The organism is Loigolactobacillus bifermentans DSM 20003 (assembly GCF_001434575.1).
GTDB classification, from domain to species: domain Bacteria; phylum Bacillota; class Bacilli; order Lactobacillales; family Lactobacillaceae; genus Loigolactobacillus; species Loigolactobacillus bifermentans.
The window spans coordinates 34,172-56,050 of record NZ_AZDA01000133.1; the positions used below are offsets into that span (position 1 = coordinate 34,172).

17 protein-coding genes are annotated in these 21,879 nt (G+C 44.5%); 16 read left to right on the forward strand and 1 reads right to left on the reverse strand.

Features of this window, described 5'->3' with window-relative positions; genetic code table 11:
- Nucleotides 1-355 precede the first annotated feature (355 nt).
- The 7 genes from FC07_RS13750 (at nucleotide 356) to FC07_RS13780 (ending at nucleotide 9,976) form a co-directional block, all read left to right on the forward strand.
- The gene (locus tag FC07_RS13750) at nucleotides 356-1,732 is read left to right on the forward strand and encodes a 3'-5' exonuclease family protein (RefSeq protein ID WP_057905663.1); all 1,377 of its coding nucleotides are present in this window, start codon (nucleotides 356-358) and stop codon (nucleotides 1,730-1,732) included.
- A gap of 148 nt (nucleotides 1,733-1,880) precedes the next feature.
- Nucleotides 1,881-3,311: a cytochrome ubiquinol oxidase subunit I gene (locus FC07_RS13755; RefSeq protein ID WP_057905664.1), complete on the forward strand. Its 1,431-nt coding sequence runs from the start codon at nucleotides 1,881-1,883 to the stop codon at nucleotides 3,309-3,311.
- Complete coding sequence (gene cydB / locus FC07_RS13760; protein ID WP_057905665.1) at nucleotides 3,304-4,314, forward strand: cytochrome d ubiquinol oxidase subunit II; 1,011 nt, start codon at nucleotides 3,304-3,306, stop codon at nucleotides 4,312-4,314. Before FC07_RS13755 ends, cydB begins: the two co-directional genes overlap by 8 nt.
- The gene (gene cydD, locus FC07_RS13765; protein WP_057905666.1) at nucleotides 4,315-6,057 is read left to right on the forward strand and encodes a thiol reductant ABC exporter subunit CydD; all 1,743 of its coding nucleotides are present in this window, start codon (nucleotides 4,315-4,317) and stop codon (nucleotides 6,055-6,057) included. It abuts the gene before it with no gap.
- A complete protein-coding gene (gene cydC / locus FC07_RS13770; protein WP_057905667.1) occupies nucleotides 6,057-7,805 on the forward strand; it encodes a thiol reductant ABC exporter subunit CydC in 1,749 nt (582 codons plus the stop codon). Before cydD ends, cydC begins: the two co-directional genes overlap by 1 nt.
- Nucleotides 7,806-8,118: 313 nt before the next feature.
- Nucleotides 8,119-8,328, forward strand: a complete 210-nt coding sequence (locus tag FC07_RS13775; protein WP_057905668.1) for a hypothetical protein — start codon at nucleotides 8,119-8,121, stop codon at nucleotides 8,326-8,328.
- A 223-nt stretch (nucleotides 8,329-8,551) separates the two neighbouring features.
- Entirely contained in the window at nucleotides 8,552-9,976 is a 1,425-nt protein-coding gene (locus FC07_RS13780) for an amino acid permease (RefSeq protein WP_057905669.1), read from the forward strand.
- Between the two features lie 292 nt (nucleotides 9,977-10,268).
- On the opposite strand, the gene FC07_RS13785 is transcribed toward FC07_RS13780, so the two are convergent.
- Nucleotides 10,269-12,722 carry a glycyl radical protein gene (locus FC07_RS13785; protein ID WP_191981101.1) on the reverse strand — a complete coding sequence of 818 codons (2,454 nt, stop codon included), beginning with the start codon at nucleotides 12,720-12,722 and terminating at the stop codon, nucleotides 10,269-10,271.
- Between the two features lie 325 nt (nucleotides 12,723-13,047).
- On the opposite strand from FC07_RS13785, the gene FC07_RS13790 reads away from it, so the two are divergent.
- The 9 genes from FC07_RS13790 to FC07_RS13830 all read left to right on the forward strand — a co-directional run bounded on the left by FC07_RS13790 (nucleotide 13,048) and on the right by FC07_RS13830 (nucleotide 21,870).
- Nucleotides 13,048-13,836, forward strand: coding sequence for a glycyl-radical enzyme activating protein (locus FC07_RS13790; RefSeq protein WP_057905670.1), 789 nt, complete (start codon nucleotides 13,048-13,050; stop codon nucleotides 13,834-13,836).
- Between the two features lie 746 nt (nucleotides 13,837-14,582).
- On the forward strand, nucleotides 14,583-15,536 hold the full coding sequence (locus FC07_RS13795) for a sugar-binding transcriptional regulator (protein ID WP_057905671.1): 954 nt from the start codon (nucleotides 14,583-14,585) through the stop codon (nucleotides 15,534-15,536).
- A 418-nt stretch (nucleotides 15,537-15,954) separates the two neighbouring features.
- Nucleotides 15,955-16,935 carry a beta-ketoacyl-ACP synthase III gene (locus FC07_RS13800; RefSeq protein ID WP_057905672.1) on the forward strand — a complete coding sequence of 327 codons (981 nt, stop codon included), beginning with the start codon at nucleotides 15,955-15,957 and terminating at the stop codon, nucleotides 16,933-16,935.
- A gap of 15 nt (nucleotides 16,936-16,950) precedes the next feature.
- On the forward strand, nucleotides 16,951-17,358 hold the full coding sequence (locus FC07_RS13805; RefSeq protein WP_057905673.1) for an acetyl-CoA carboxylase biotin carboxyl carrier protein: 408 nt from the start codon (nucleotides 16,951-16,953) through the stop codon (nucleotides 17,356-17,358).
- Nucleotides 17,358-18,659: an acetyl-CoA carboxylase biotin carboxylase subunit gene (locus FC07_RS13810; protein WP_057905674.1), complete on the forward strand. Its 1,302-nt coding sequence runs from the start codon at nucleotides 17,358-17,360 to the stop codon at nucleotides 18,657-18,659. The genes FC07_RS13805 and FC07_RS13810 overlap by 1 nt, the downstream gene beginning before the upstream one ends.
- Before the next feature lie 19 nt (nucleotides 18,660-18,678).
- A complete protein-coding gene (locus tag FC07_RS13815; protein ID WP_057905675.1) occupies nucleotides 18,679-19,470 on the forward strand; it encodes an acetyl-CoA carboxylase carboxyltransferase subunit beta in 792 nt (263 codons plus the stop codon).
- Nucleotides 19,467-20,228 carry a carboxyl transferase domain-containing protein gene (locus FC07_RS13820; RefSeq protein WP_057905676.1) on the forward strand — a complete coding sequence of 254 codons (762 nt, stop codon included), beginning with the start codon at nucleotides 19,467-19,469 and terminating at the stop codon, nucleotides 20,226-20,228. Before FC07_RS13815 ends, FC07_RS13820 begins: the two co-directional genes overlap by 4 nt.
- 340 nt (nucleotides 20,229-20,568) lie before the next feature.
- Nucleotides 20,569-21,006, forward strand: a complete 438-nt coding sequence (locus FC07_RS13825; RefSeq protein ID WP_057905677.1) for a MaoC family dehydratase — start codon at nucleotides 20,569-20,571, stop codon at nucleotides 21,004-21,006.
- A 24-nt stretch (nucleotides 21,007-21,030) separates the two neighbouring features.
- Nucleotides 21,031-21,870: a hypothetical protein gene (locus FC07_RS13830; RefSeq protein WP_420814197.1), complete on the forward strand. Its 840-nt coding sequence runs from the start codon at nucleotides 21,031-21,033 to the stop codon at nucleotides 21,868-21,870.
- The last annotated feature ends 9 nt before the right edge of the window (nucleotides 21,871-21,879 follow it).

Genomic DNA, 21,879 nt, shown 5'->3' on the forward strand with positions numbered 1-21,879 from the left:
TTTTTCCAAAAGTTATGAGTAGAAATCACTCACTATAGTATAACGTATATTTGCAAGTGATTCGGTGCCTGACCTCATTTTATAAAAGCAGCGTGCTTTTTTTGTTTGGCCAAACGATCATTTTTAATTAGGTAAGAATGGTTGCGCTTTCAAAAACAATTTGCGATAGTAAGGTTAATTAAACAATTATTGAGGTAATGACAATGAAGTATTTTCAATTAGATGGTCATCACTATGAATGGTTAATGGAGGCAGTTGATACACGCAATCAGATTGGGGAGTCTTTGGTGATTTATCGAGAATGTGGTAGTGAAATAGTCGTTAGAGATTTTAGACGAGGAGGTATCGCGTTTCAATGGGACTGATTCAAGCAATCGAAGTGGTGTTGGCAAATGAGCGACAATTATTTAGGGTCGGCTGGCGGGTGCTACAAGTGAATGCCAAGGCAGCCATTATTGACTTTGCAACTGGTTATGACAATCATGTGACAGCGATTGCCAAAACACATGTCGGTTATATGGTGAATTTTAGTGATGGTTCAGCACAACCATTCACACAAGCACTTGTCGTTCAGGCTTATGATCATGAAGCAAAACTCGATCAATTTCAGCCACAGGCCCAATTTCAAGACGTTGCGTTTGAGGTACAAATGGCAAATGTGCGTCAACTATTAATTGCAGGCTATCCGCCGATGCAAGTGATAGGTGGGCAGTTATTTAAGTCGGAATTTTTTGAACAGGTAGGTCAAATTGATGAGATCGAAATGCAGATGAACATGTTAACGATTCGGCATGATGGTCATCAAAGTCTGCAGATTGCTGCTAAAAAAATTAAACAACGTTATTTAAGTGCCGAAGTGAAGGCCCGTTATCCGCAGCTTGATGATGATAAGATTAAATTATTTCATCAGTTGGGTGCTGGGTTGTTGGCGAACATCAATTACATTGACGCGGTGCCACAAAATTATGTGGTGCTAGATTGTGAGTTTGCCCAACGTCAAGCAAATGACCAAGCGGGGCTAACGACAGGAATCAAACAGCTTGCGGCTATGAGTTACTGTAATCATGAACAGGGTACACTCTTTTTTAATCAATATATTTTTGATAGCCGTTACACGGATGCGACGTTGCTGGCTGGCTTAAAGGCAACCAATCAAACGTATACTGATTTTCAGGTACAAGGGGCCAGTTTGGTGGTGATCAAAAAGTTCATTCATGAGGTATTGGCCAAAAGTCAGTGCCTTGTTTTTTACGATTGCAGCAATGATCTGAAGCATCTGAGAGCAGCGTTGAAAACACATCACTTGCAATTAACAGCTTATGAAATTGAGGTTCTCAATCGGCATTTTGATGTGTTTGATTTAGAAGCCCAAATTGTAGCGTGGGAAAAAGCACAAGGTTTGTCGAATGTGCAAGCACCTTCTTTGCACACTGTTTCGATTCTGTTCGGTATTTACAATCACCATCGCCACAATGCGTTATGGGATGTTGCCACGATTCAACAAACGTTGGTGAAGTTTAGCGTCTTTTCAAAACGCGCCGTTTGTTCTGTTACGCGACCACAACCGCTTGTCGTGAATCCAGCCACATCAAAACGGAAACGGCGCTATGATTATGCGCAAATTTGGCGTTTATATCAGGAAGGCTCAACTGCAGCTGAGATTGCGTCAATGATCGATGGTAATGCTGGCTCAATTCGACATATTGTTCACAAGTTAAAGGCACACGCGTAAACCCGTACCACCACTTGCGTAGGTCAATTCAGGAAAAGAATCCATATAAAAGTTGAAATGTTGAAACTGGCAAAAATCTAAGCGCTATCATATAATGAAACTAGCACAATCATATCATGCACAACTTTATTGAGAAAGGATGGTTAGGATGTTTACTTTGGGAATGAGCATGTTATCGCTAGCCCGCTTTCAATTTGCAATGACAACGGTCTTTCACTTTTTCTTCGTACCGTTTTCAATTGGAATGGCCTTGGTAACCGCAATTATGGAAACATTATACGTCTTAAAAAAAGACAAGCTCTACCGGAAAATGGCACAGTTTTGGGGGAAGATCTTCTTACTGAGTTTTGCAGTTGGGGTGGTCACTGGTATTATTCAAGAATTCCAATTTGGAATGAATTGGTCTGATTATTCACGTTTTATGGGGGATATTTTTGGCGCGCCGTTAGCGATTGAAGCGTTGCTGGCATTTTTCATGGAGTCCGTGTTTATTGGACTTTGGCTGTTTACTTGGGATCGGTTTAAGCCGGCACTGCATGCAGCAATGATTTGGCTAGTGATGTTAGGCAGCAGTATTTCTGCACTGTGGATCTTAACGGCCAATAGTTTTATGCAACATCCCGTGGCCTATCGGTTAGCTGACGGTCGCGCTGAAATGGCAAGCTTTGCAGGCTTACTGCGGAATCCGCAATTGTGGGTGGAATTTCCCCATGTGATTTTTGGGGCCTTTACCACTGCGGCGATGGCGGTGGCCGGGATGTCGGCTTGGCGTTTACTGAAAAAGGATCATGAGGACTTTTACAAGCGTTCCTTGAAAGTCAGTTTGTGGTTAGCGTTGATTTGTTCATTAGGCACGATTGCTGTTGGGGATGCGCAATCTCAGTTCATTATTAAAGATCAACCGATGAAATTTGCGGCCACTGAAGGTATCTACAAGGACACCGGCAAGCGGGCACCTTGGTCGATTGTGGAAGGGATTGACGCCAAAGGGCACAAGGCCACTTGGAAAGTTGAAATTCCCGATATGCTGAGTGTTTTGTCTTATCACAAAACCACTGGGGCTGTGAAAGGCATGGACACTATTAACCAAGAATTACATGCCAAGTATGACGGCCAATACGGCAAGGATATGAACTACTATGTGCCACCGAAAACGTTGTTCTGGAGTTTCCGGGTGATGGCCGGCAGTGGCATGTTGTTCGCCTTAGTGTCCATTTTAGGTTTGATTGCTTTACGCGGTGATGGTCACCGGATCATGAAATGGCGTTGGTTGTTATACGTGCTGGGCATTTGTCTCTGGTTGCCATTTGCGGCGAATACCGCTGGTTGGTTGATCACGGAATTAGGGCGCTATCCTTGGATCGTGTACGGGCTGTTTACCATCGCCGATGCAGTTTCAAAGAGTGTGACGGCAGGCGAATTGTTATTCTCAAACATCACTTATTTCTTGATTTTCACGTTGTTAGGCGCTACGATGATTTTCTTTGCCCATCGCACTTTGGTGGCTGGACCGGATGCTGATGCGCAAACTAAAGCACCGGTGGATCCATTTGCAAAGGAGGCATTCGCACATGACTAGTTTACAGCTGTTATGGTTTTGCTTAATTGGACTGTTGTTCTCGATTTTCTTCATTTTAGAGGGCTTTGATTATGGTGTGGGCATGTCTGTCGGGTTGTTGGCGCATTCTGATGCTGAGCGCGATCAACTGATCCGTACCATTGGACCACACTGGGATGGCAATGAAGTTTGGCTGATCACAGCAGGTGGGGCAATGTTTGCCTCATTTCCTTACTGGTATGCCAGCTTGTTTTCAGGCTTTTACATTTTACTGTTTTTAATTTTATTCAGTTTGATTATTCGTGGGGTCTCCTTTGAATTTCGGAGTCACGTAATCAGCAAAGCCGGGAAAAAGTTGTGGGAAACGGCCTTGATCTGCGGCAGCTTATTAACCCCATTTTTCTTTGGCATGTTGTTTACCGACTTAGTCCGCGGCATGCCCATCAATGGGCATGGCGATGTGATGGCCAGCCTTGGGGATTACGTGAATATTTTCTCCATTGTAGGCGGTGTCGCCATTGTGGTACTATGTTTGTTACAAGGTTTGAACTTCATTCGCTTAAAGACCTTAGGGGCTGTGCGAGAAAACGCGCGTAAAATGGCGCAATGGCTATACGCAGTCTTATTTGTTGGGTTAGTGGTTTATGCGGGTTTACTGATTTTCCAAACAGATTTCTTCAGCAAACGGCCGCTTTCCAGTGGGTTGCTGGTGGTGGCTTTAGTGCTTGCCAGTGCCATTGCTTGGTTCGGCGTGCTTAAAAATCGCGAATGGCTGTCGATCATTGCCAGCAGTTGTGGTTGGCTCTTTCTGGTAGCGTTGCTGTTTAATGGCCTATTTCCACGGGTGATGATCGGCAATGAACCAGCACATAGCATTTTGATCAAAAACGCATCTTCAACGGAACATACCTTGGGGTTGATGACGATTGTGGCGGTGATCTTAGTCCCAATCGTGCTCGTTTATGTGATTTGGAGTTATTATATTTTCCGCCATCGTGTGGCGGTTGAAAAAGTGGTGTTATAGATGATTGATGGACGGCTATTCAAATTGGCCGGGATCAAGCGAATTGGGCTGTGGCTCTTTTTGCTAACCGTGTTACAAGCAGGATTTATTTTAATACAAAGCCGTTCATTGGCTACCAGTCTGGTATTGATCTGGCAGCGGCAAACACGCGCCCAACTACTTCCGTGGTTGGGCGTCTTTGCCGTTGCTTGGATTGGGCGCCAGGCGGTGTTATGGGGGAAGGAGCGACTGTTGGTGCACTATTCGCAAACCACTAGTCGTCACTTACGGGAACAATTATTGGGCAAGCTCTTTCAATTAGGACCGAGTCTTGTGGCGCGGAAGGGCACTGGCGATACGGTGACCTTAGCCATTGAAGGCATTGATCAAATTGAAAATTACCTCACGTTGATTTTGAATAAGTTGTTAAACTTAGGCTTGATCCCGTGGTTGTTATTGATCTATATTTTTGTTTTAAATGTCCGTTCTGGGGTTACGTTACTGCTAATTTTTCCAATTGTCATGCTCTTTATGATGATCTTAGGGATAGCAGCGCAGCGTAAGGCCGGACACCAGTATGCCGGCTACCAGCGGTTGGCGAACCATTTTGTGGATGCTTTGCGGGGCTTACCGACTTTAAAGCGGCTAGGCTTAAGCGAGACTTATGCGGAGAATGTGTATCATGTGAGTGAAGATTACCGCAAAGAAACCATGAGTGTTTTGAAAATCGCAATTCTATCGACTTTTGCGTTGGATTTCTTTAATACTTTATCCATTGCCGTGGTGGCAGTCTTTTTAGGGTTGGACTTGATCAATGGCACCGTGCCCTATTTACCCGCACTAACGGTTTTAATTTTGGCACCAGAGTTTTACTTGCCGATTCGCGATTTTGCCAATGATTATCACGCCACCTTAAATGGCAAAAATGCGATGCAGGCATTATATGCTGTTTTGGAACAACCAGTGCCCAAACAGCGGACGTTATTAACTGACTTTTCAGGGTGGCAGGCGGATAGCCAGTTAACGTTTCAACAAGTTGCGGTCCAATACCCTGGTAGCACAGCCAGTGACTTGGCGCAAATCAGTTTTACCGCGCAAGGCTATCAAAAAATTGGGTTAGTTGGGCCTTCTGGTGGCGGGAAGTCCACCTTGATCGAAACGCTAGGGGGCTTTTTACAACCGGCGTCAGGGCAAATCGCGGTGAACCAGCAGCAGTTGCCGCATTTGGCACAAACCGCTTGGCAACAGAATGTGGTCTATTTACCGCAAAAACCGTACTTATTTCACACGACCATTGCGGAAAACGTCGCTTTTTATCAACCTGATGCTGAGGACGCTGCGATTGAAGCAGCTTGTACGGCTGCCGGATTAATGGATTGGATCCGCCGCTTGCCGGCAGGGTTCCAAACCGTTATCGGCACTGGCGGTCAAACCATTAGTGGTGGGCAGGCGCAGCGGATCGCGTTGGCCCGCGCTTTTCTTGCGAACCAGCGGCGGATTTTATTACTTGATGAACCCACTGCCCATTTGGACCTGGAAACAGAGGCAGCGTTAAAAACAACCATGTTGCCATTATTAGACCAACATCTGGTCTTTTTTGCCACCCATCGGTTGCACTGGCTGCAACAAATGGACTATGTCTTGGTGATTGACCACGGCGAATTAGTGGCGCAAGGTCGGCCAGCTGAGTTAGCCCAACAACCAGGGTTATATGCGGAACTGATACAACAATCACAACAAAATGGGTTGGAGGTGCAAGCCTAATGTGGCAACAAGAGACATGGTTAAAGCCTTATTTGAAAAAGTACTGGCGGCTATTGGTGTTAACGTTAACGTTAGGCGGGTTAACCTTGATTTGTGGCAGTGCTTTAATGGTCACATCAGGTTATTTGATCAGTTTAGCGGCGCGCCAACCGGCTTCAATTTTAGTGATTTATGTGCCGGTGGTGCTGACCCGGGCCTTTGGAATCGGGCGTCCGGTGTTACATTATCTGGAGCGGTTAACGTCCCATAATTGGGTCCTAAAAGTCACGTCAGATCTGCGCAAACGGCTGTTTCAACATGTGGCCCGTCAAGTCACATTTGCGGGAACGCAATTGGAAACGGGACGTGTGCTGAGTTTGCTGGCAGATGATATTGACCATTTACAAAACCTGTATTTACGGGCCCTTTTTCCAACGGTTCTGAGTTGGGGGTTGGCGCTGTTGGTAACGATCGCGCTGGGCTATTTTAATGGCTGGTTAGGGTTATTTATGCTGGTGGTGCTCAGCTTATTGGTGGTTTGGCTGCCATTACTGGCGCTACAGCGGTTAACCTTTTATTTTGAGCAACAAAAACAATTGCGGCGGCAGCAGTATACGGATCTCACCGATGCAGTGTTGGGTTTAGCCGATTGGGTCGGCACGACGCAACAAAATCGGTTTATCCAACAAGCGATGCGGCCGTTTGGTAAATTACAGGCCAGTCGTCGCCGCATTCAGAACTTAGACCATACCCGCGACTTTTGGTTACAATTGATCAGCGGCGGGGTACTCGTTGTTTTGTTACTGTGGTTGGTTGGGCAAGCCCAACAACAGGCCGTTTGGGCTAACTGGGCGGCAGGCTTTGCGCTGGGATTGCTGCCTTTATTAGATGTGTTTGTGGCCATAAGTCAAAGCTTTGAAACCTTACCATTGTATTTAGATGCGGTGAAACACTTAAATCAATTGCCAGCAGCACCGGCAAATCAGTTTGCCCAGCAAACCATCCCAGTGACGCAACCACATACGTTGGCGTTGCAGCAGGTGACGTTTCGCTATTCCAAGGCACCACAGCCGATTTTTCAGAAGCTTCAGTTAACGATCCAGCCAGGTGAGAAGCTCGCAATTTTAGGCAAAAGCGGCATTGGCAAAACAACGTTGTTACAGTTACTGTTAGGCGATTTAACCCCTGAAGCAGGGGCGGTCACGTTAGATCAGGTGCCGATTCAGGCGTTACATGACCAGCGTTCCCAACTGGTCAGTGTGTTAGATCAAACGTCTTTCTTATTTAATACGACGATTCGAAATAATTTAAGTCTCGGCAATTTAAAGGCAACCGAAGCAGACTTATGGCGCGTTTTGACCGCCGTTCAATTGGCAGAGATGATCAAAGCTTTGCCAGAGGGGCTTGATACCTCTGTTACTGAAGCAGGCGCCCGTTTTTCAGGCGGGGAGCAACAACGTTTGGTGTTGGCGCGGGTTCTGTTGCAAGATACGCCAATTGTGGTTTTAGACGAACCCACCGTTGGCTTAGACCCGTTAACCGAACAAGCATTGTTAACCTTAGTTTTTGATTTATTAACGGATAAAACAGTGATTTGGGTCACCCACCATTTACAAGGGGTTGCTGCAATGGACCAAGTGGTCTTTTTACAAGCCGGTGGTATTCGCTTACAAGGTGCACCACAGCAGCTTTACCAGGACAGTGCCTTCTTTAGGAAGCTTTATCAATTAGACCAAGGATTAAGCCTCGAAAACACACCCATTAATTAAAAAATTGATGAGAATTCGCGGCTATGTGCAATTTTAAAAAGCAGTCCGATTAAAAATATTAAAGTAGATTTATCAAAATCTTTAAATTAACGCCTTTACTTTTCCTGAAAATATGCTTATTTCAATTTACTTAAAAATACTTTCACTGTTTTTGAGTTTATGAGAGCAGTTCTTGTTAGATAATTCACGACAAACCGGGCTTGCGGTTTATTTTAGACCGTGGTAGACTGTTCGCATGCTCAAAAAGTTGAGTCATCACGCTGATGCTGGCTGGCGACAGCCGCAGTAAATTTTTTTGTAAGGAGGGTTTGTCGTGATTTTTAGTAAGGTTCAAGACTATGCAGTAGAATGCCTGTATCAGAAAGCAGGTCAGGTGATCTCCGAAAGACGCATTTGTCATAACACTACCAAAAAAGAAGCCAAAGCTCAGGCATTTAATCAACTTTGTGTAAATGGTCGGCATCATAATTTGTCGGTGGAAGATCTGATTGCAATTAAGGTCAAACCAACAATGGCTAAATAAGAAAAATAAACAGTGGGTTTCCACTTTTAAATTGAATTGACAGGGTTCTGACAATCGTCAGAACTCTTTTTTTATAATCTTGTGAGAATTCACAGCGATAATTGACAGAAAATGTCAATTGAATTAGAATTAAATGTCTAACAAATTATAGAACGTTAATGTTGACATTAAATGGTGTATCAGAGGACAGCGAAAACTTAATATTAAATGGAGGGAACAGGGGATGAAATTTACCCGTGGAAATTTGTTTATTCGTAAGCAAATTGATCTCGATAAGATTCATGATTCAAAGCAGGGGCTGGAGAAGAACCTTTCTGCTTTCAGTTTAAGCATGATGGGCGTCGGGGCAATTGTCGGTTCCGGTATTTTTATTTTACCGGGGATTTTAGCCGCACAATATACTGGACCAGGTGTCATGTTTTCCTTTTTATTGGCAGCCGTTGTATGTTCACTGGCCGCCTTATGTTATTCGGAATTTTCGTCAACCATTCCGTTAGCCGGTAGTGCTTATACTTATATTTACAGTATTTTTGGTGAGTTACTGGCCTGGGTGTTAGGCTGGGCGTTGATTTCGGAGTATCTTTTTGCCGTTTCATCGGTGGCGGTGAGTTGGTCGGCATATTTTCAAAATATTTTAGCAGGCTTTGGCCTAAAGCTGCCGACTTTTCTGTCAGCGGCGATCGGAACCAGTAGTGTGCACGGTGCTTTGTTTAATTTACCAGCGTTTATCATTGTACTGGTCATTGCCTTTCTGTTAACGGGCGGCGTAACGGAGTCTAGTCGCGTGAACAACGTCATGGTGCTGATCAAAATTGCTGTGATCGCGTTATTCGTCATTGTCGGGGCGTTTTACATTAAACCGGCAAACTGGCATCCCTTTTTACCATTTGGGGTAAACGGGGTGGTTTCCGGTGCAGCAGTAGCCTTTTATGCGTACATTGGTTTCGATGCGGTTTCAACAGCATCTGAAGAAGTTAAAAATCCACAACGGGACATGCCGATTGGCATTATTGCGTCCTTATTGATCACCACCGTGTTATACACCGTCTTATCCACTGTGTTGACGGGGGTTGTCCACTACACCAAATTAGGGGTCGATGATCCAGTGGCATTTGCCTTAAACCTGATGCATCAAAATTGGGTTGCCGGAATCGTGTCCGTTGGGGCCGTTGTTGGTATGACTACTGTGTTACTGGTCATGTCATACGGTGGGACGCGGTTGTTATTTGCAATCAGTCGGGATGGCTTGTTGCCAGCTAACTTACACAAACTAAATCGCAAATCACATGTGCCGGTGATCAATACTTGGATTTTCGGGGTGATCGCAGCGGTTTTTGCGGCCATTATTCCATTAGATAAAATTGCAGAATTAGTTAATATTGGGACCTTATTTGCCTTTGCCATGGTGTCCTTAGGGGTCATTTTCTTGCGTAAAGATCCGGTATTAGGGCATGTGGAAAAGTCCTTTAAAGTGCCATTTTATCCAGTTTTGCCGTTGGCGTCATTTTTTGCTTGTTTGTACCTGATGACCCGCTTACGGCGCTTTACTTGGATCGCGTTTTTGATCTGGTTAGTGATCGGGTTAGTGGTTTACTTTACTTACGGTTACCACCACAGTATTGCGCGGGAAACACAAACGGAAGATTAGGCTAAAACAAATGATAATGTGTTTGGGGAATCCTTGGCTGATCTCATGTTGTACAAGACGTTGTTGACATTGGTTGATTTAAGCCTAAATGTTACATCAGAAAACTTTTTAATCGTAAAATGCCACCTCACTCTAAATTTTGAGTCAGGTGGCATTTTGCGTTAATACGCAGTGAGATGATACTTACGGATTGATCAAGCCGTGGTCAAATGGTATTCTTCGTTATTTCTGAGAACTTAAACGTATTTGATGAGCTGGTTAAATACAGCTGATGAGAAAGGAAAGTCTAAGCTTAGAAACGCTGTTCCGTCCGTTCGATAATATCGTCCTGGGTTTCTTTCGATAAACCGACGAAGAAAGCAGAATAACCGGCAACTCGGACAATCAAATCACGATGTTGCTTAGGATGCTTTTGCGCATCGATCAAGGTGGCACGATCAACGATATTGTATTGTACATGGTAACCGTGTAAACGGTTGAAGAAAGTCCGTAACAAAGCAACTAACTTCAAGCAAGATTCATCAGTACGCAGAATTTGAGGTGACATTTTCTGGTTCAATAAGACGCCACCTGTGATGGCCTCGGTATCCAGTTTAGCAACACTCTTGAAGACAGCTGTTGGACCGTTGATGTCCATTGCGTGTTCTGGTGAGCAGCCTTCAGCCAATGGTGACCGCGCATGACGACCATCTGGTGTTGCCAAGGTACTGTGACCTTGCCCCACGTTAGCGGAAATAGAACTAGTTCCGGCGTAACGGAAACCACCAATTGGTCCGCGTCCATAACGTGTGTTTTTATACTTACCAATTTCATCAATATATGGTTTGTAGGCATCAGCAATTAATTGGTCAACATAATCGTCATCATTACCATATTTTGGTGCATCGTTAAGTAACATTTGTCGGATTTTTTCACCAGCTTCACCGGCAAAATCAGACTGCAAAGCATCCCAAAGTTGTTCAGGCGTAAGCTGCTTTTCTTCAAAGACGAGTTTCTTAACAGCCGCCAGTGAATCTGCAAGGTTGGCGATCCCAACTTGTAATCCGGAGATAAAGTCATAGATTGGACCGCCTTCCTTGATTGTCTTGCCACGGCCGATGCAATCGTCGGTTAATGTGGAACAAAGAATATCAGGATAGCCTTGTTCAAGGACCATATCACACGTATTTTCGATAATGACAGATTGACGGGTAATTTCACGCAAGGATTTGTCCCAAGCATCCATTAATTGTTGATAGCTAGTCATTTCTGGGAAGCGGCCGTAGTTTGGCAGCAGTTGCTTGCCAGATTCTGGATCAACCCCACCGTTCATCACGATCAGTAGTGTCCGTGGGAAGTTGACGAAGCTCATACCGGTACAGCGGTAGCCCCACTTACCGGGAACAGCTGTTTCAACACAGCCAATAGAGGAGTAATTGTAGGCATCTTCCTGCTTAACGCCACGTGCGATAAAGGAAGGGATGATGACTTCATCATCATTGAAGGCAGGCATCCCAAGTCCTTCTTTAATAACTTGAACACAGGCCATCATAAAATCGTTACTCAGTCCTTTATGATAACGTACGGTTAAGTTAGGCTGTGGTAAGTGTGCTTGCGCGATAGCTTGTAAAATCAGATAAGACATTGGATTAACGGCATCTTTGCCATCAGGGGTTTGTCCGCCAATGGTAATATTTTGGTACAATGGTGAGCCAGCAGAAAATTCGGTATGATGCCAAGAACGCACTTTATTGATCGTCAATGTCTTTAAGGCTAAGTTCGTGAGTAATTCAACTGCTTTTTCTGGTGTTGTCCGTCCAGCCTGCAGGTCAGCTTCGTAAAATGGATCGAGATATTGATCGACTCGTCCGTAAGAAACAGAGTGGCCATTAGATTCGATTTGTAAAATCAAGTGGACAAACCAGACGGATTGTACGGCTTCACGTAAAGTTGTTGCAGGTTCATAAGGTACTTTTTTCATAATTGCAGCGATGTCCAGCAGATTTTGTTTTTCTTCTGGATCAGTTTCGGTTGCTGCTTTCTTTTCGGCCAAGGCAACATAACGATCAGCAAAATGACGAACTGCATCGATGACAATCAGACTAGATTGATAAAAATAGAGTTTCTTTTGATTGTCATAGTCGGTGAGATCAAGGGCATCCATTGCTGTTTTTACGCGTTGTTCATACCACTTGAGACCTTTATTGATCAAGGATGTGTAATCAACTGCAATATGACCATCACCAGACGTAATATTACCGTCAGCCCCAATAATACCTAAGTCATAAAAGACACGACTTTCTGGTGGAAAGGCGGCTAGGCCACGGTCTTCTAGCGTATTGTGTTTCCAAAACGGTGCAATTTCACGAAGCTTTTCCTTGCTGTTTTCAGAGATGTAGAAAACATCGCCAGAACGTTTTTCAAAGGTGTCGAGTTCATCGAGCACCCAGTTCATCGAATATTCTGGAAAGACGGGTGCCCAGCGATTGGATTGTGCTTGATTACCGACAATCAAAGTTTCTGGTTCGATGAAGATAGACATTTTATCTAAAATATGGGCCAACATTTTCGCACGAAGTACATCAAGTTGTTCGTCTTGGTGTGCTTTGTAGGCTTCTGTTGCGAGCACAGCACGCTCTGGATCGACATAAGGCTTAGCATCGATAATTTTGTCACGTAACTGATTCATACGATCGGTTAATTTTCCGAATTGCCCTTCTGCAATCGGGCTAAATGTCATGGTTTTCTTTGTTTCAACAGCATCCATAATGAGACATCTCCTTAAGGTCGACACGTTTAACAATTCAAAACGTTTTAATTAACTTGATTATAAACGAAATTTATCACGCTTTCGTTCGTAAATCAACCTTTACGAACGAATTTAAATGAATTTGCACAAATGTGCAGCCTAATTGATGCGCTAATGAACATTAATAAAATAGGAATCCTTAATAAAATCCGAATCACCATTGATGTTGCGCAATCGGTACAGACAAGTTGAAAAAATGCCTTGCTAATATATTTCTAACGAAAATATTTTATTTACGTTAGAAATAAAAAGTGCTACATTATTGATGAAGGGGGCGCTAACGATGTCTGACAAATTAGGTTTAATATTTAATATTCAAAAATTTAGTCTCAATGACGGCCCTGGCATTAGGACTGTCGTATTTTTTAAAGGTTGTCCTTTGCGGTGTAAGTGGTGCTCGAATCCCGAATCACAGTCCGGTGAGCAAGAAGAAATGTATGATGAGTCTAAGCAGAAAAATGTGACAGTTGGTAAGTGGTACACAGTCGCTGAAGTCATGAAAGTTATTATGCAAGACATTGACTTTTATGAGGAATCTGGCGGTGGGGTGACATTATCCGGCGGGGAGATCTTTTTTCAACCCGCTTTTGTGACAGATCTTGCTAAGGCGTGTCATGAAGCTGGGATCCACGTGACCTGTGAAACGACTGGTTATGCCAATCCCCAAGTTTTTTTGGATCTTGCTCAGTATATTGACTTTATGTATTTCGACTGTAAACAGTGGGATTCTAAAAAGCACCAAGCGGGGACCAAAGTACGCAATGAATTGATTTTGAAGAATTTGGAAGCGGCGATGCAACTGTCAAATTTGAAAGTTCAGGTTCGTATTCCTGTCATTCCTGGCTTCAATTACAGTGCTGATGATGCGCGGCATTTTGGTGAATTATTCAATAAAATTCATGTGCCAGCGGTCGAATTGTTACCATTCCATCAATTTGGTCTGAAGAAATACGCGGAGCTACATCGTGAGTATGCGTTGAAAGATGTAAAGCAATTACAAGTCAGCGATTTAGAGAACTTTCAAAAGATTCTCCAGGAAGCTGGAATCGATGCCACTGTAAATGGCTGGTAGTTAAGCAGTAACAGGCAAACGTAAGACGCAGCGGTGCTGTGGAAGCTTTGCGGATTATTCTAAGGATCGTGAGCAATCTCGCAACGCATGTCTGTGGTGGGAAATCACGGTGTTTTTTAAATACGATTCAGACCTTAATGTTTAAATCATGTCGCTCGACTGATTGATCTAAAAATCGATGTCGAACAAGTGTCTGTGTCATCATAGGTGGTGATGGCGCATGATGATTAAATTTCAGCTGTAGCTAGATCCTTAGGGTCTAGCTTTTTTGATCTGTTGATCACGATCCAGGGCAAGCTTATTTCAAGTGAATGGCCTGGTGACAATTACGGTAAACGTAGGGGCTGTACTTTTCTGCTGCTAGTCAAGAAAACCCAGGACTTCAGCCTTGGGATGAATTGGCATTTTTGGCGAAGCCTCTGTAACTTGTAACTTGATTTTCAATGTATTGCGCTACAATGTTTTTAGAAACATTCCCTACAGTTCCAACTCGGTTCTTTAGAGCCGAGTAGTTGATGTTGTAGTGACAATGCCAAGGAAAATAGATGACTTAAGGTGAGCTAAATAAATACGATTTAGTGGCTCGATCACCGAGCGCATGCCTAAGTCAAGTGGGCTTTATTTATTTTTTGTGATAGGTTGACATTGCTGGTATGGGATTGATTTTTTGTAAAAAAAGTTTCAAATGTAAATGATTTGTTTACGTTCAATAAAATTTGTGCTAAATTGAACATGAGGTGATTGCAATGTCAGATAAACAAGATGACTTGATGGCTAAGGTGGCTTATTTATATTACATGAAAGACCAGACCCAAGCTCAGATTGCACGGGCAATCAATGTTGATCGCTCAACTGTTAGTCGATTGTTAAAAAAAGCGCGTCGTAGCGGTGTTGTGACCATTCAAATCAATCATTCAAGTACGGGATTGTTTGAAATCGAAGAGCAGCTCAAAAATGGCTTTGATTTAGAACAAGTCGTGGTGATTCCCTCTACTGAGGGCGATTCTGTTGATGAACGTAATCAACGTCTTGCTGCGGCAGCGGCTCGTTACTTAAAACGTGTCATCAAACCGCACGCTAAAGTCGGCTTTGCATGGGGAACGACACTTGCAGGCATGATTGGTCAACTTGATCATCCGGTGCATACAAATGCACTATTTGTACCATTGGTAGGTGGTCCGAGTCCTGAAAATGCAAAATATCATGTGAATGGTATCGTTTATGATGCGGCCAGACAATTTGGTGGCGAGAGTCTTTTCGTCGATGCAGCAGCAGTGCAAGAGTCTAAGCTGTTACGAGATGGCATTATGGCGTCCCAGTATTTTCAGCGAGTTCGTCGTGCTTGGGAGCATCTTGATTTGGCATTTGTAGGAATCGGTGGTGCGTTAAAAAAAGGAACAAGTCGCTGGCGTGACTTATTGACTGCAGAAGATATTGATAGCTTGAGTGATCGTGAGGTTATTGGCGATTGCTGTTGCACTTTCTTCGATCGTAATGGGAAAATATTACGTGGTGAGTTACTATCACGTACCATTGCAATCAGTCCTGAGCAATTGCGAGTAACGCCGAATACGGTTGCAGTCGCACGTGGTCTTTCTAAGGCACCTGCAATTAAAGCTTGCTTGCAAATGGATCTGATCAATACGCTGATTACTGATCAGCAAACGGCAGAGCGAATCTGTGAACTTGCACATCTATGAGCTGAGAAATATGAACGATGCTTACAGATCGTCATCAATACGCAACAGATTTTAGATGATGAATAGGCTGTTTTTAAATGAATGAAGCGGGCGTTAAATGCAAATCTGAATCGTAATGAAGATGGGCAAGCAACACTTTGACAGGGTGCCGTGAACAAAATAGCTTCTTCAATGAAGTGTTGTGTATTCAGACAACGCTTTTTTTGATTGTGCCAAGATCAATTCACTTGCCGCTGGTGAGGGAACACTCTATTATGAAGCAAGGATTAGACAAAAAGTTTAACAAATCGTCAAATTTTGCGGGGACTACTTGTCGAAAAGCCAGTCCTTACTTATAATGTAAGTTTGGAAGAATTAAAAGTGCCTTTGAGGCAATGAAACGATAAATAACAGTTAAGTCATAGAAAGCAGGTATGAAATGGCATATGTAACCCTTCGTGATACGGCGCATGTGGTGCCAGAAACGGTGGTGACCAATGATGATCTCGCCAAGTTAATGCCAACGAGTGATGACTGGATCCAAAGTCACACCGGTATTAAAACCCGGCATGTGGCGATCAACGAAAACACCTCCCAGTTGGCTGCAAAGGTCGGTCAAAAGTTGTTGGCTCAAACGCACGTGGCGCCAACGGACATTGATTTGATCATTGTGTCAACCATTACGCCGGATTCCTTAACACCATCAACGGCGTGTTTGGTGCAGGCTGCATTAGGTGCGACCAATGCGTTTGCATTCGACATCAGCGCCGCTTGTGCGGGCTTTATTTTTGGGTTGACCACGGCGGCCCAGTTTTTACGCAGTGGTCAGTATCGGCGGGCGTTGGTGATTAGTGCGGAAACCAACACTAAAATGATGGATTGGCAAGATCGCACCACAACTGTGTTCTTTGGGGATGGTGCTGGTGGGGCGTTGCTAGAAGCGACTGATGATCCCACCCAAGAAAGTTTTGTTGCGGCAAAATTAGCTACAGATGGGGCGCAACATGAAACCATTGAAAGCGGCAAAATTGCACCGTTGGCAACAGCGACGGATGCCCATCATCAACCAAGCCTAACGCCGTTTACCATGCAAGGTCGGGATGTGTTCACCTTTGCAACAGAAGTGGTGCCGCCACATATGCAGGCTTTATTAGCTGCGAATCAGTTAACCGCAGCTGACATCGATTTGTACGTTTGCCATCAGGCTAATTTACGGATTATCGAAAAAATTGCGGCCACGTTGCACCAGCCGATGTCAAAATTTGCAACGAATGTGACGACTTACGGCAATACGTCTTCGGCTGGGATCCCAATGGCATTAGATCAAGCCCTTGCGCATCAGTTTACTCGGCAGCGTAAAGTGATGTTAACGGGTTTTGGCGCCGGTTTAGCATATGGTAGTGTGATCTTGACTTTATAAAAGTGAGGGGTAGCTTTGGATACAAAAGCGTTAGCCGAAATTTTAGAAACGTTAAAACAAAGTGGGTTTGCAGAAGTAGAGCTGGATTATCAAGATTGGCATTTACATGTTCGCCAAGGGACTGTGTCAGCAATGCCGACTGAGCCTGTTGCAGCACCACCGGCCACTGTACCGCAAGCGGGTGAAACAGTGGTGAAAAGTCCGTTAGTGGGGATCATGCACTTAGCTGACGAACAACAGCAGCCTTTTGTAACAGTGGGACAAACCGTTGAAAAAGGCACGATTTTAGGCCAAGTGGAAAGCATGAAGCTTTTCAATGAGATCAAAAGCCCAGTTGCTGGGAAAGTCCAGCAAATTTTGGTGCAGGATCGGGCCGGTGTGGCGTATAATGCCCCTTTATTTGTCCTACAAGAGGTTGACTAATGTTCAAGAAAGTCCTAATTGCCAATCGCAGTGAAGTGGCACTGCGCATTATCCGTGCTTGTCAGCAGTTGCAAATTAAAACGGTTGCCGTCTACGCCCAAGTGGAAGCTCAGGCGCCTTTTGTGCAGGCCGCTGACGAGGCGATTTGTATTGGACCGGATACGGCCAGCAGCACCTATTTAAAGCGTGAAGCGATTTTAATGGCTGCGATTATTACTGGCGCAGATGCCATTCATCCTGGGTACGGTTTTTTAGCCGAAGATGCCCTATTTGCAGAAATGTGTGCAGAGTGTCAGTTAACGTTGATCGGGCCGTCGCCAGCCATGATTCGGTTAATGGCGGATAAAGCTGCGGCTAAGGCTTACGTTCAGCAAAAAGGGGTGGCAGTGATCCCCGGCGCTGCCAATGTTACCCCGGCGCAATTGCCTGCGGTAGCCGCTGCCATTGGTTTTCCATTGATGCTAAAGGCTAGCCTCGGGGGGGGCGGTAAAGGGATGCGGTTGATCCAATCAGCTGCTGAATTACAGCAAGACTACCATTTGATTCGTGAGGAAGCGCGGCAGGCTTTCTTAAGTGATGCCGTGTATTTAGAAAAGTATTTGCCTCACGCCCGGCACATTGAGGTCCAGATCTTAGTCGATCACGCAGGCCATATTCAGATTTTTGGTGATCGCGAATGTAGTTTGCAAGTCAATCATCAGAAAATTATTGAAGAAAGCCCGGCCAGTTGTTTGACGGACGTAGCGCGTCAGCAACTTTATCAGGCCACAGAACGAGTGTTACAAGGCCTGGCTTATTGTGGCGTAGGCACTTTGGAATTCTTATATGCGCAAGGGCAATTTTACTTTTTAGAAATGAATACGCGTTTGCAAGTGGAGCACGGTGTCACGGAGTTAACCACTGGGAAAGATCTTGTGGTCCAACAAATTGCGGTTGCCGCTGGTGCCACCATCCCCACTCGGCAGCTGGCATTTCAAGGCCATGCCATTGAAGTGCGCTTAAATGCCAATGGTGCCGGTGATTTGCAGCAATTTCAGTTGCCAACCACGGTTCGGATTGAAACCGGGTATCAAGCGGGGATGGCGGTGTTACCTTATTACGATGCGTTATTGGCTAAACTGCTGGTTTGGCAACCAACACGTGAGGCGGCGATTACCAAGTTGCAGCAGGCACTGCAGCAAGTCACCGTCAGGGGTGTTCAAACAAATTTGAAGTTGTTACAACAGTTATTGGCGGATCCACGTTACCAAGCCAATCAAGTGGATATTCATTTTTTAAAAGATTTTCACAGGCCGGATTAATTTGAAAGGAAGTGATCGCATGGGACATATGCCAGCGGCAGGGACTTGGCAGGCTTGTCCACAGTGCGGTGAGCATCATCACCGCTTGGAATGGGCCCCTTGGCAGATCTGTCCAAGCTGTGGCTATTACCAACGGTTAACGGCGCAACAACGACTGACACAGTTAGTGGATCAGGGGACATTTCAGCCTTTGCCAGACCTTGCAATGACAGCAGCGACCACTGGTTTTCCAGATTATGCGGCCAAGTTGGCCACAGCTCAGACTAAAACGGGGTTGGCCGAAGCGATTGTTGTCGGACAAGCTGCGATTGATCAACAAGTTTGTGTGATTGGGATCATGGACAGTCACTTTATGATGGGCAGTTTAAATCAAGTGGTGGGCCAAAAGATTTGTCAGCTGTTTGAAGTTGGCAGCCAGCGCCAATTGCCAGTGGTATTGGTGACTGCTTCTGGTGGGGCACGGATGCAAGAAGGCTTAGCGGCCTTAACCCAAATGAGCTTAACATTGGCGGCCAAGTCGGCGTTTGACGCGCAAGGTGGGTTTTCCATTAACGTGCTCACCGACCCCACCATGGGCGGCGTTACTGCTAGCTTTGCATTGCAGGCCGATATTTTGTTAGCGGAGCCAGCTGCCACCATTGGCTTCGCCGGCCGACGGGTGATCGAGCAAACCGATCAGGTGCAATTACCGGCTGATTTTCAATCTGCAGAACAATTGTTGACCCGAGGTATGCTGGACGCAGTGGTGCCGCGAGCACAGTTAAAAGCGCAGTTGGCACAACTCTTACGTTTAGGGGGAAAAAGCGCATGATGCAGGACGCGTTAAAAAAAATTCGTGGGGCACACTGGTTAAGTAGCGACGCGGTGATCCAACAATTATGGCCTGATTTTTTTCGTCTAAAAGGGGATCGCTTAGTCGCCGATGATCCTGCTTTAACGGTGGGGTTTGGTCAATTTGAGGGCCAAACTTGTTTGGTTGCCGGTGTCAATCGTGGGCAGACCTTAACGGAACGACAGACTTATCGCGGTGGCGCCGTGGCACCAACCGGCTATCGCAAATTTAGTCGCGGGTTAAAATTAGCCATGAAGCGTCACTGGCCGGTGATCACGTTGATCAACATGCCAGGAGCCGATGCCAGCTTGGCAGCTGAAAAACAAGGCCAAAGTCAAGCAATTGCGGCGGCCATTCAGTTAATGGGCCAATTAACGGTGCCTAACATTGCGGTTTTTTTAGGCGAAGGTGAAAGTGGCGGCGCTTTAGCTTTAGCCAATAGTAATCGCGTGTTCATGTATCAACACAGTCTCTTTTCCGTGGCCTCACCAGAAGCCATGCAGGCTATTTTAAAGCGGCCAGTTGGGGAAGTGGACCAACTGCTACCGATTACGGCCCAAGCATTACAACAGCAAGGCTTGGTGGATGCTGTTTTGCCAGATACAGATGCGAATACCATGGTTGCGGCGTTAAAAACACAGTTGCAGACTGCGTTAATGCAGCTGGCTGATCAGACACCACTACAACTACAACAACAGCGGTTGACTAAATTTCAACAATTACAAACATTAGTTTAGCCTCAAAAAAGGCCTGATTTTCAATTTGAAAATCAGGCCTTTTTATTTTGGGATACGACGCCCTAAACAATCTGTTTACAAATGCACAATCTTGCTAGCCGAATCAGCGAATGAACTTATTGAATGAAAAGTACGAATTAATTTAATATTTTATTTTGATGAATATTTCACTGAAACTATTGAAAAAATGCGGTATTTCGGGAACTATATCATATTTAAATAGTGGCTATAAAAAGATGATATTTCAAATCTATTAAGTCTCAGCTTAGAATCAAATTGTGATCACGTGATTAATTACACAATTTAACAAAATGATGATTCCAATCTGGGAGGCAATATTATGACAAAACAGTATGACATTATTTATGAAGATCAGCTTGAAGTCGGGATGAAGGACACCTTATCTAAAAAAATTACAGCAGCAGATGTTGATAAGTTTGTTGAAGTAACCGGCGATCGTAATCCGATGCATACCGATGATGAATTTGCAAAAGCAACCCAATTTGGTGGCCGAATCGCACACGGTATGATCTCGGCAGGCCTGATTTCGGCCGTGCTGGGTATGAAAATACCCGGACCAGGCGCTATCTATTTAGGCCAAACCTTAACGTTTAAGGCACCGGTACATTTTGATGATGTTTTATCTGCTACCGCAGAGGTTGTGCAGATCGATCAAAAGAAAAAGTTTAAAATTGCGACTTTGGATACGAAAGTGGTCAATCAAAAGGGCCAAGTTGTTACTGAAGGCACTGCAACGATTATTCCAGCACAACGTTAAATTAAAATTTTGGAGGATCAGATTATGACAAAAATGATTGAAGTAAAACCGGTATTTAAGGGGAATGTAGCTCGCTCAGTAAATCCAGCGGGGTGTCATCAGGAAATTTTAAATCAAATTAAATACGTAGAAGCGAAAGGCCGCTATGAAGGGCCTAAAAAGGTTTTAATTTTAGGTGCTTCTTCCTCTTATGGCCTAGCAACCCGGATCACAACAGCCTTTGGCGCGCGGGCAGATACAATTGGTGTCTCTTTTGAACGTGGTCCCAAGGATGAAGAAAAGTTAGGCTCTGCTGGTTGGTATAACAATATTTATTTCCGACAAGAGGCCGAGAAAAAGGGCTTAATTGCTAAAAACTTTATCGGTGATGCTTTTAGTAATGCGATGAAGGAACAAGTGATCGATTACATTAAAACAGAATTTGGTGGCAAAATCGATTTATTGGTTTATAGCTTGGCTTCACCAAAGCGGATTGATCCAAATGAGCCAGAAAAAGTTTACACAAGTGTGATCAAACCTATTGGGCAATCGGTTTCCGGTAAGAATATTAATTTAGAAACGGAAACTTTAGATGACGTTACTATTGAACCAGCAAACGATCAGGAAATCGCCGATACCATTAAAGTAATGGGCGGTGAAGATTGGGAATTTTGGATCGATGCCCTGAAAGCAGCTGATGTGTTAGCTAACGGTTTTAAAACGACCCTTTATTCTTACATTGGAACAGACGTAACAGATGCGTTTTATCATTCCGGAACGTTGGGTCAGGCTAAAACAGATGCTGAAAAACATGCCCATGCGATTCAAAATAAAATTAATCGCGCGTTTTATAATCAAGTTAGCCAAATACTTTTAGCTAATTGATAAAATAAA

Bases quoted from the DNA above. Each gene is read 5' to 3' on its own strand.
- FC07_RS13800 (WP_057905672.1), top strand. From the start codon at position 15,955: ATGGCATATGTAACCCTTCGTGATACGGCGCATGTGGTGCCAGAAACG.
- cydB (WP_057905665.1), top strand. From the start codon at position 3,304: ATGACTAGTTTACAGCTGTTATGGTTTTGCTTAATTGGACTGTTGTTC.
- FC07_RS13790 (WP_057905670.1), top strand. From the start codon at position 13,048: ATGTCTGACAAATTAGGTTTAATATTTAATATTCAAAAATTTAGTCTC.
- FC07_RS13795 (WP_057905671.1), top strand. From the start codon at position 14,583: ATGTCAGATAAACAAGATGACTTGATGGCTAAGGTGGCTTATTTATAT.
- FC07_RS13750 (WP_057905663.1), top strand. From the start codon at position 356: ATGGGACTGATTCAAGCAATCGAAGTGGTGTTGGCAAATGAGCGACAA.
- cydD (WP_057905666.1), top strand. From the start codon at position 4,315: ATGATTGATGGACGGCTATTCAAATTGGCCGGGATCAAGCGAATTGGG.
- FC07_RS13755 (WP_057905664.1), top strand. From the start codon at position 1,881: ATGTTTACTTTGGGAATGAGCATGTTATCGCTAGCCCGCTTTCAATTT.
- FC07_RS13780 (WP_057905669.1), top strand. From the start codon at position 8,552: ATGAAATTTACCCGTGGAAATTTGTTTATTCGTAAGCAAATTGATCTC.
- FC07_RS13815 (WP_057905675.1), top strand. From the start codon at position 18,679: ATGGGACATATGCCAGCGGCAGGGACTTGGCAGGCTTGTCCACAGTGC.
- FC07_RS13830 (WP_420814197.1), top strand. From the start codon at position 21,031: ATGACAAAAATGATTGAAGTAAAACCGGTATTTAAGGGGAATGTAGCT.
- FC07_RS13785 (WP_191981101.1), bottom strand. From the start codon at position 12,722: ATGGATGCTGTTGAAACAAAGAAAACCATGACATTTAGCCCGATTGCA.
- FC07_RS13820 (WP_057905676.1), top strand. From the start codon at position 19,467: ATGATGCAGGACGCGTTAAAAAAAATTCGTGGGGCACACTGGTTAAGT.
- FC07_RS13810 (WP_057905674.1), top strand. From the start codon at position 17,358: ATGTTCAAGAAAGTCCTAATTGCCAATCGCAGTGAAGTGGCACTGCGC.
- FC07_RS13825 (WP_057905677.1), top strand. From the start codon at position 20,569: ATGACAAAACAGTATGACATTATTTATGAAGATCAGCTTGAAGTCGGG.
- cydC (WP_057905667.1), top strand. From the start codon at position 6,057: ATGTGGCAACAAGAGACATGGTTAAAGCCTTATTTGAAAAAGTACTGG.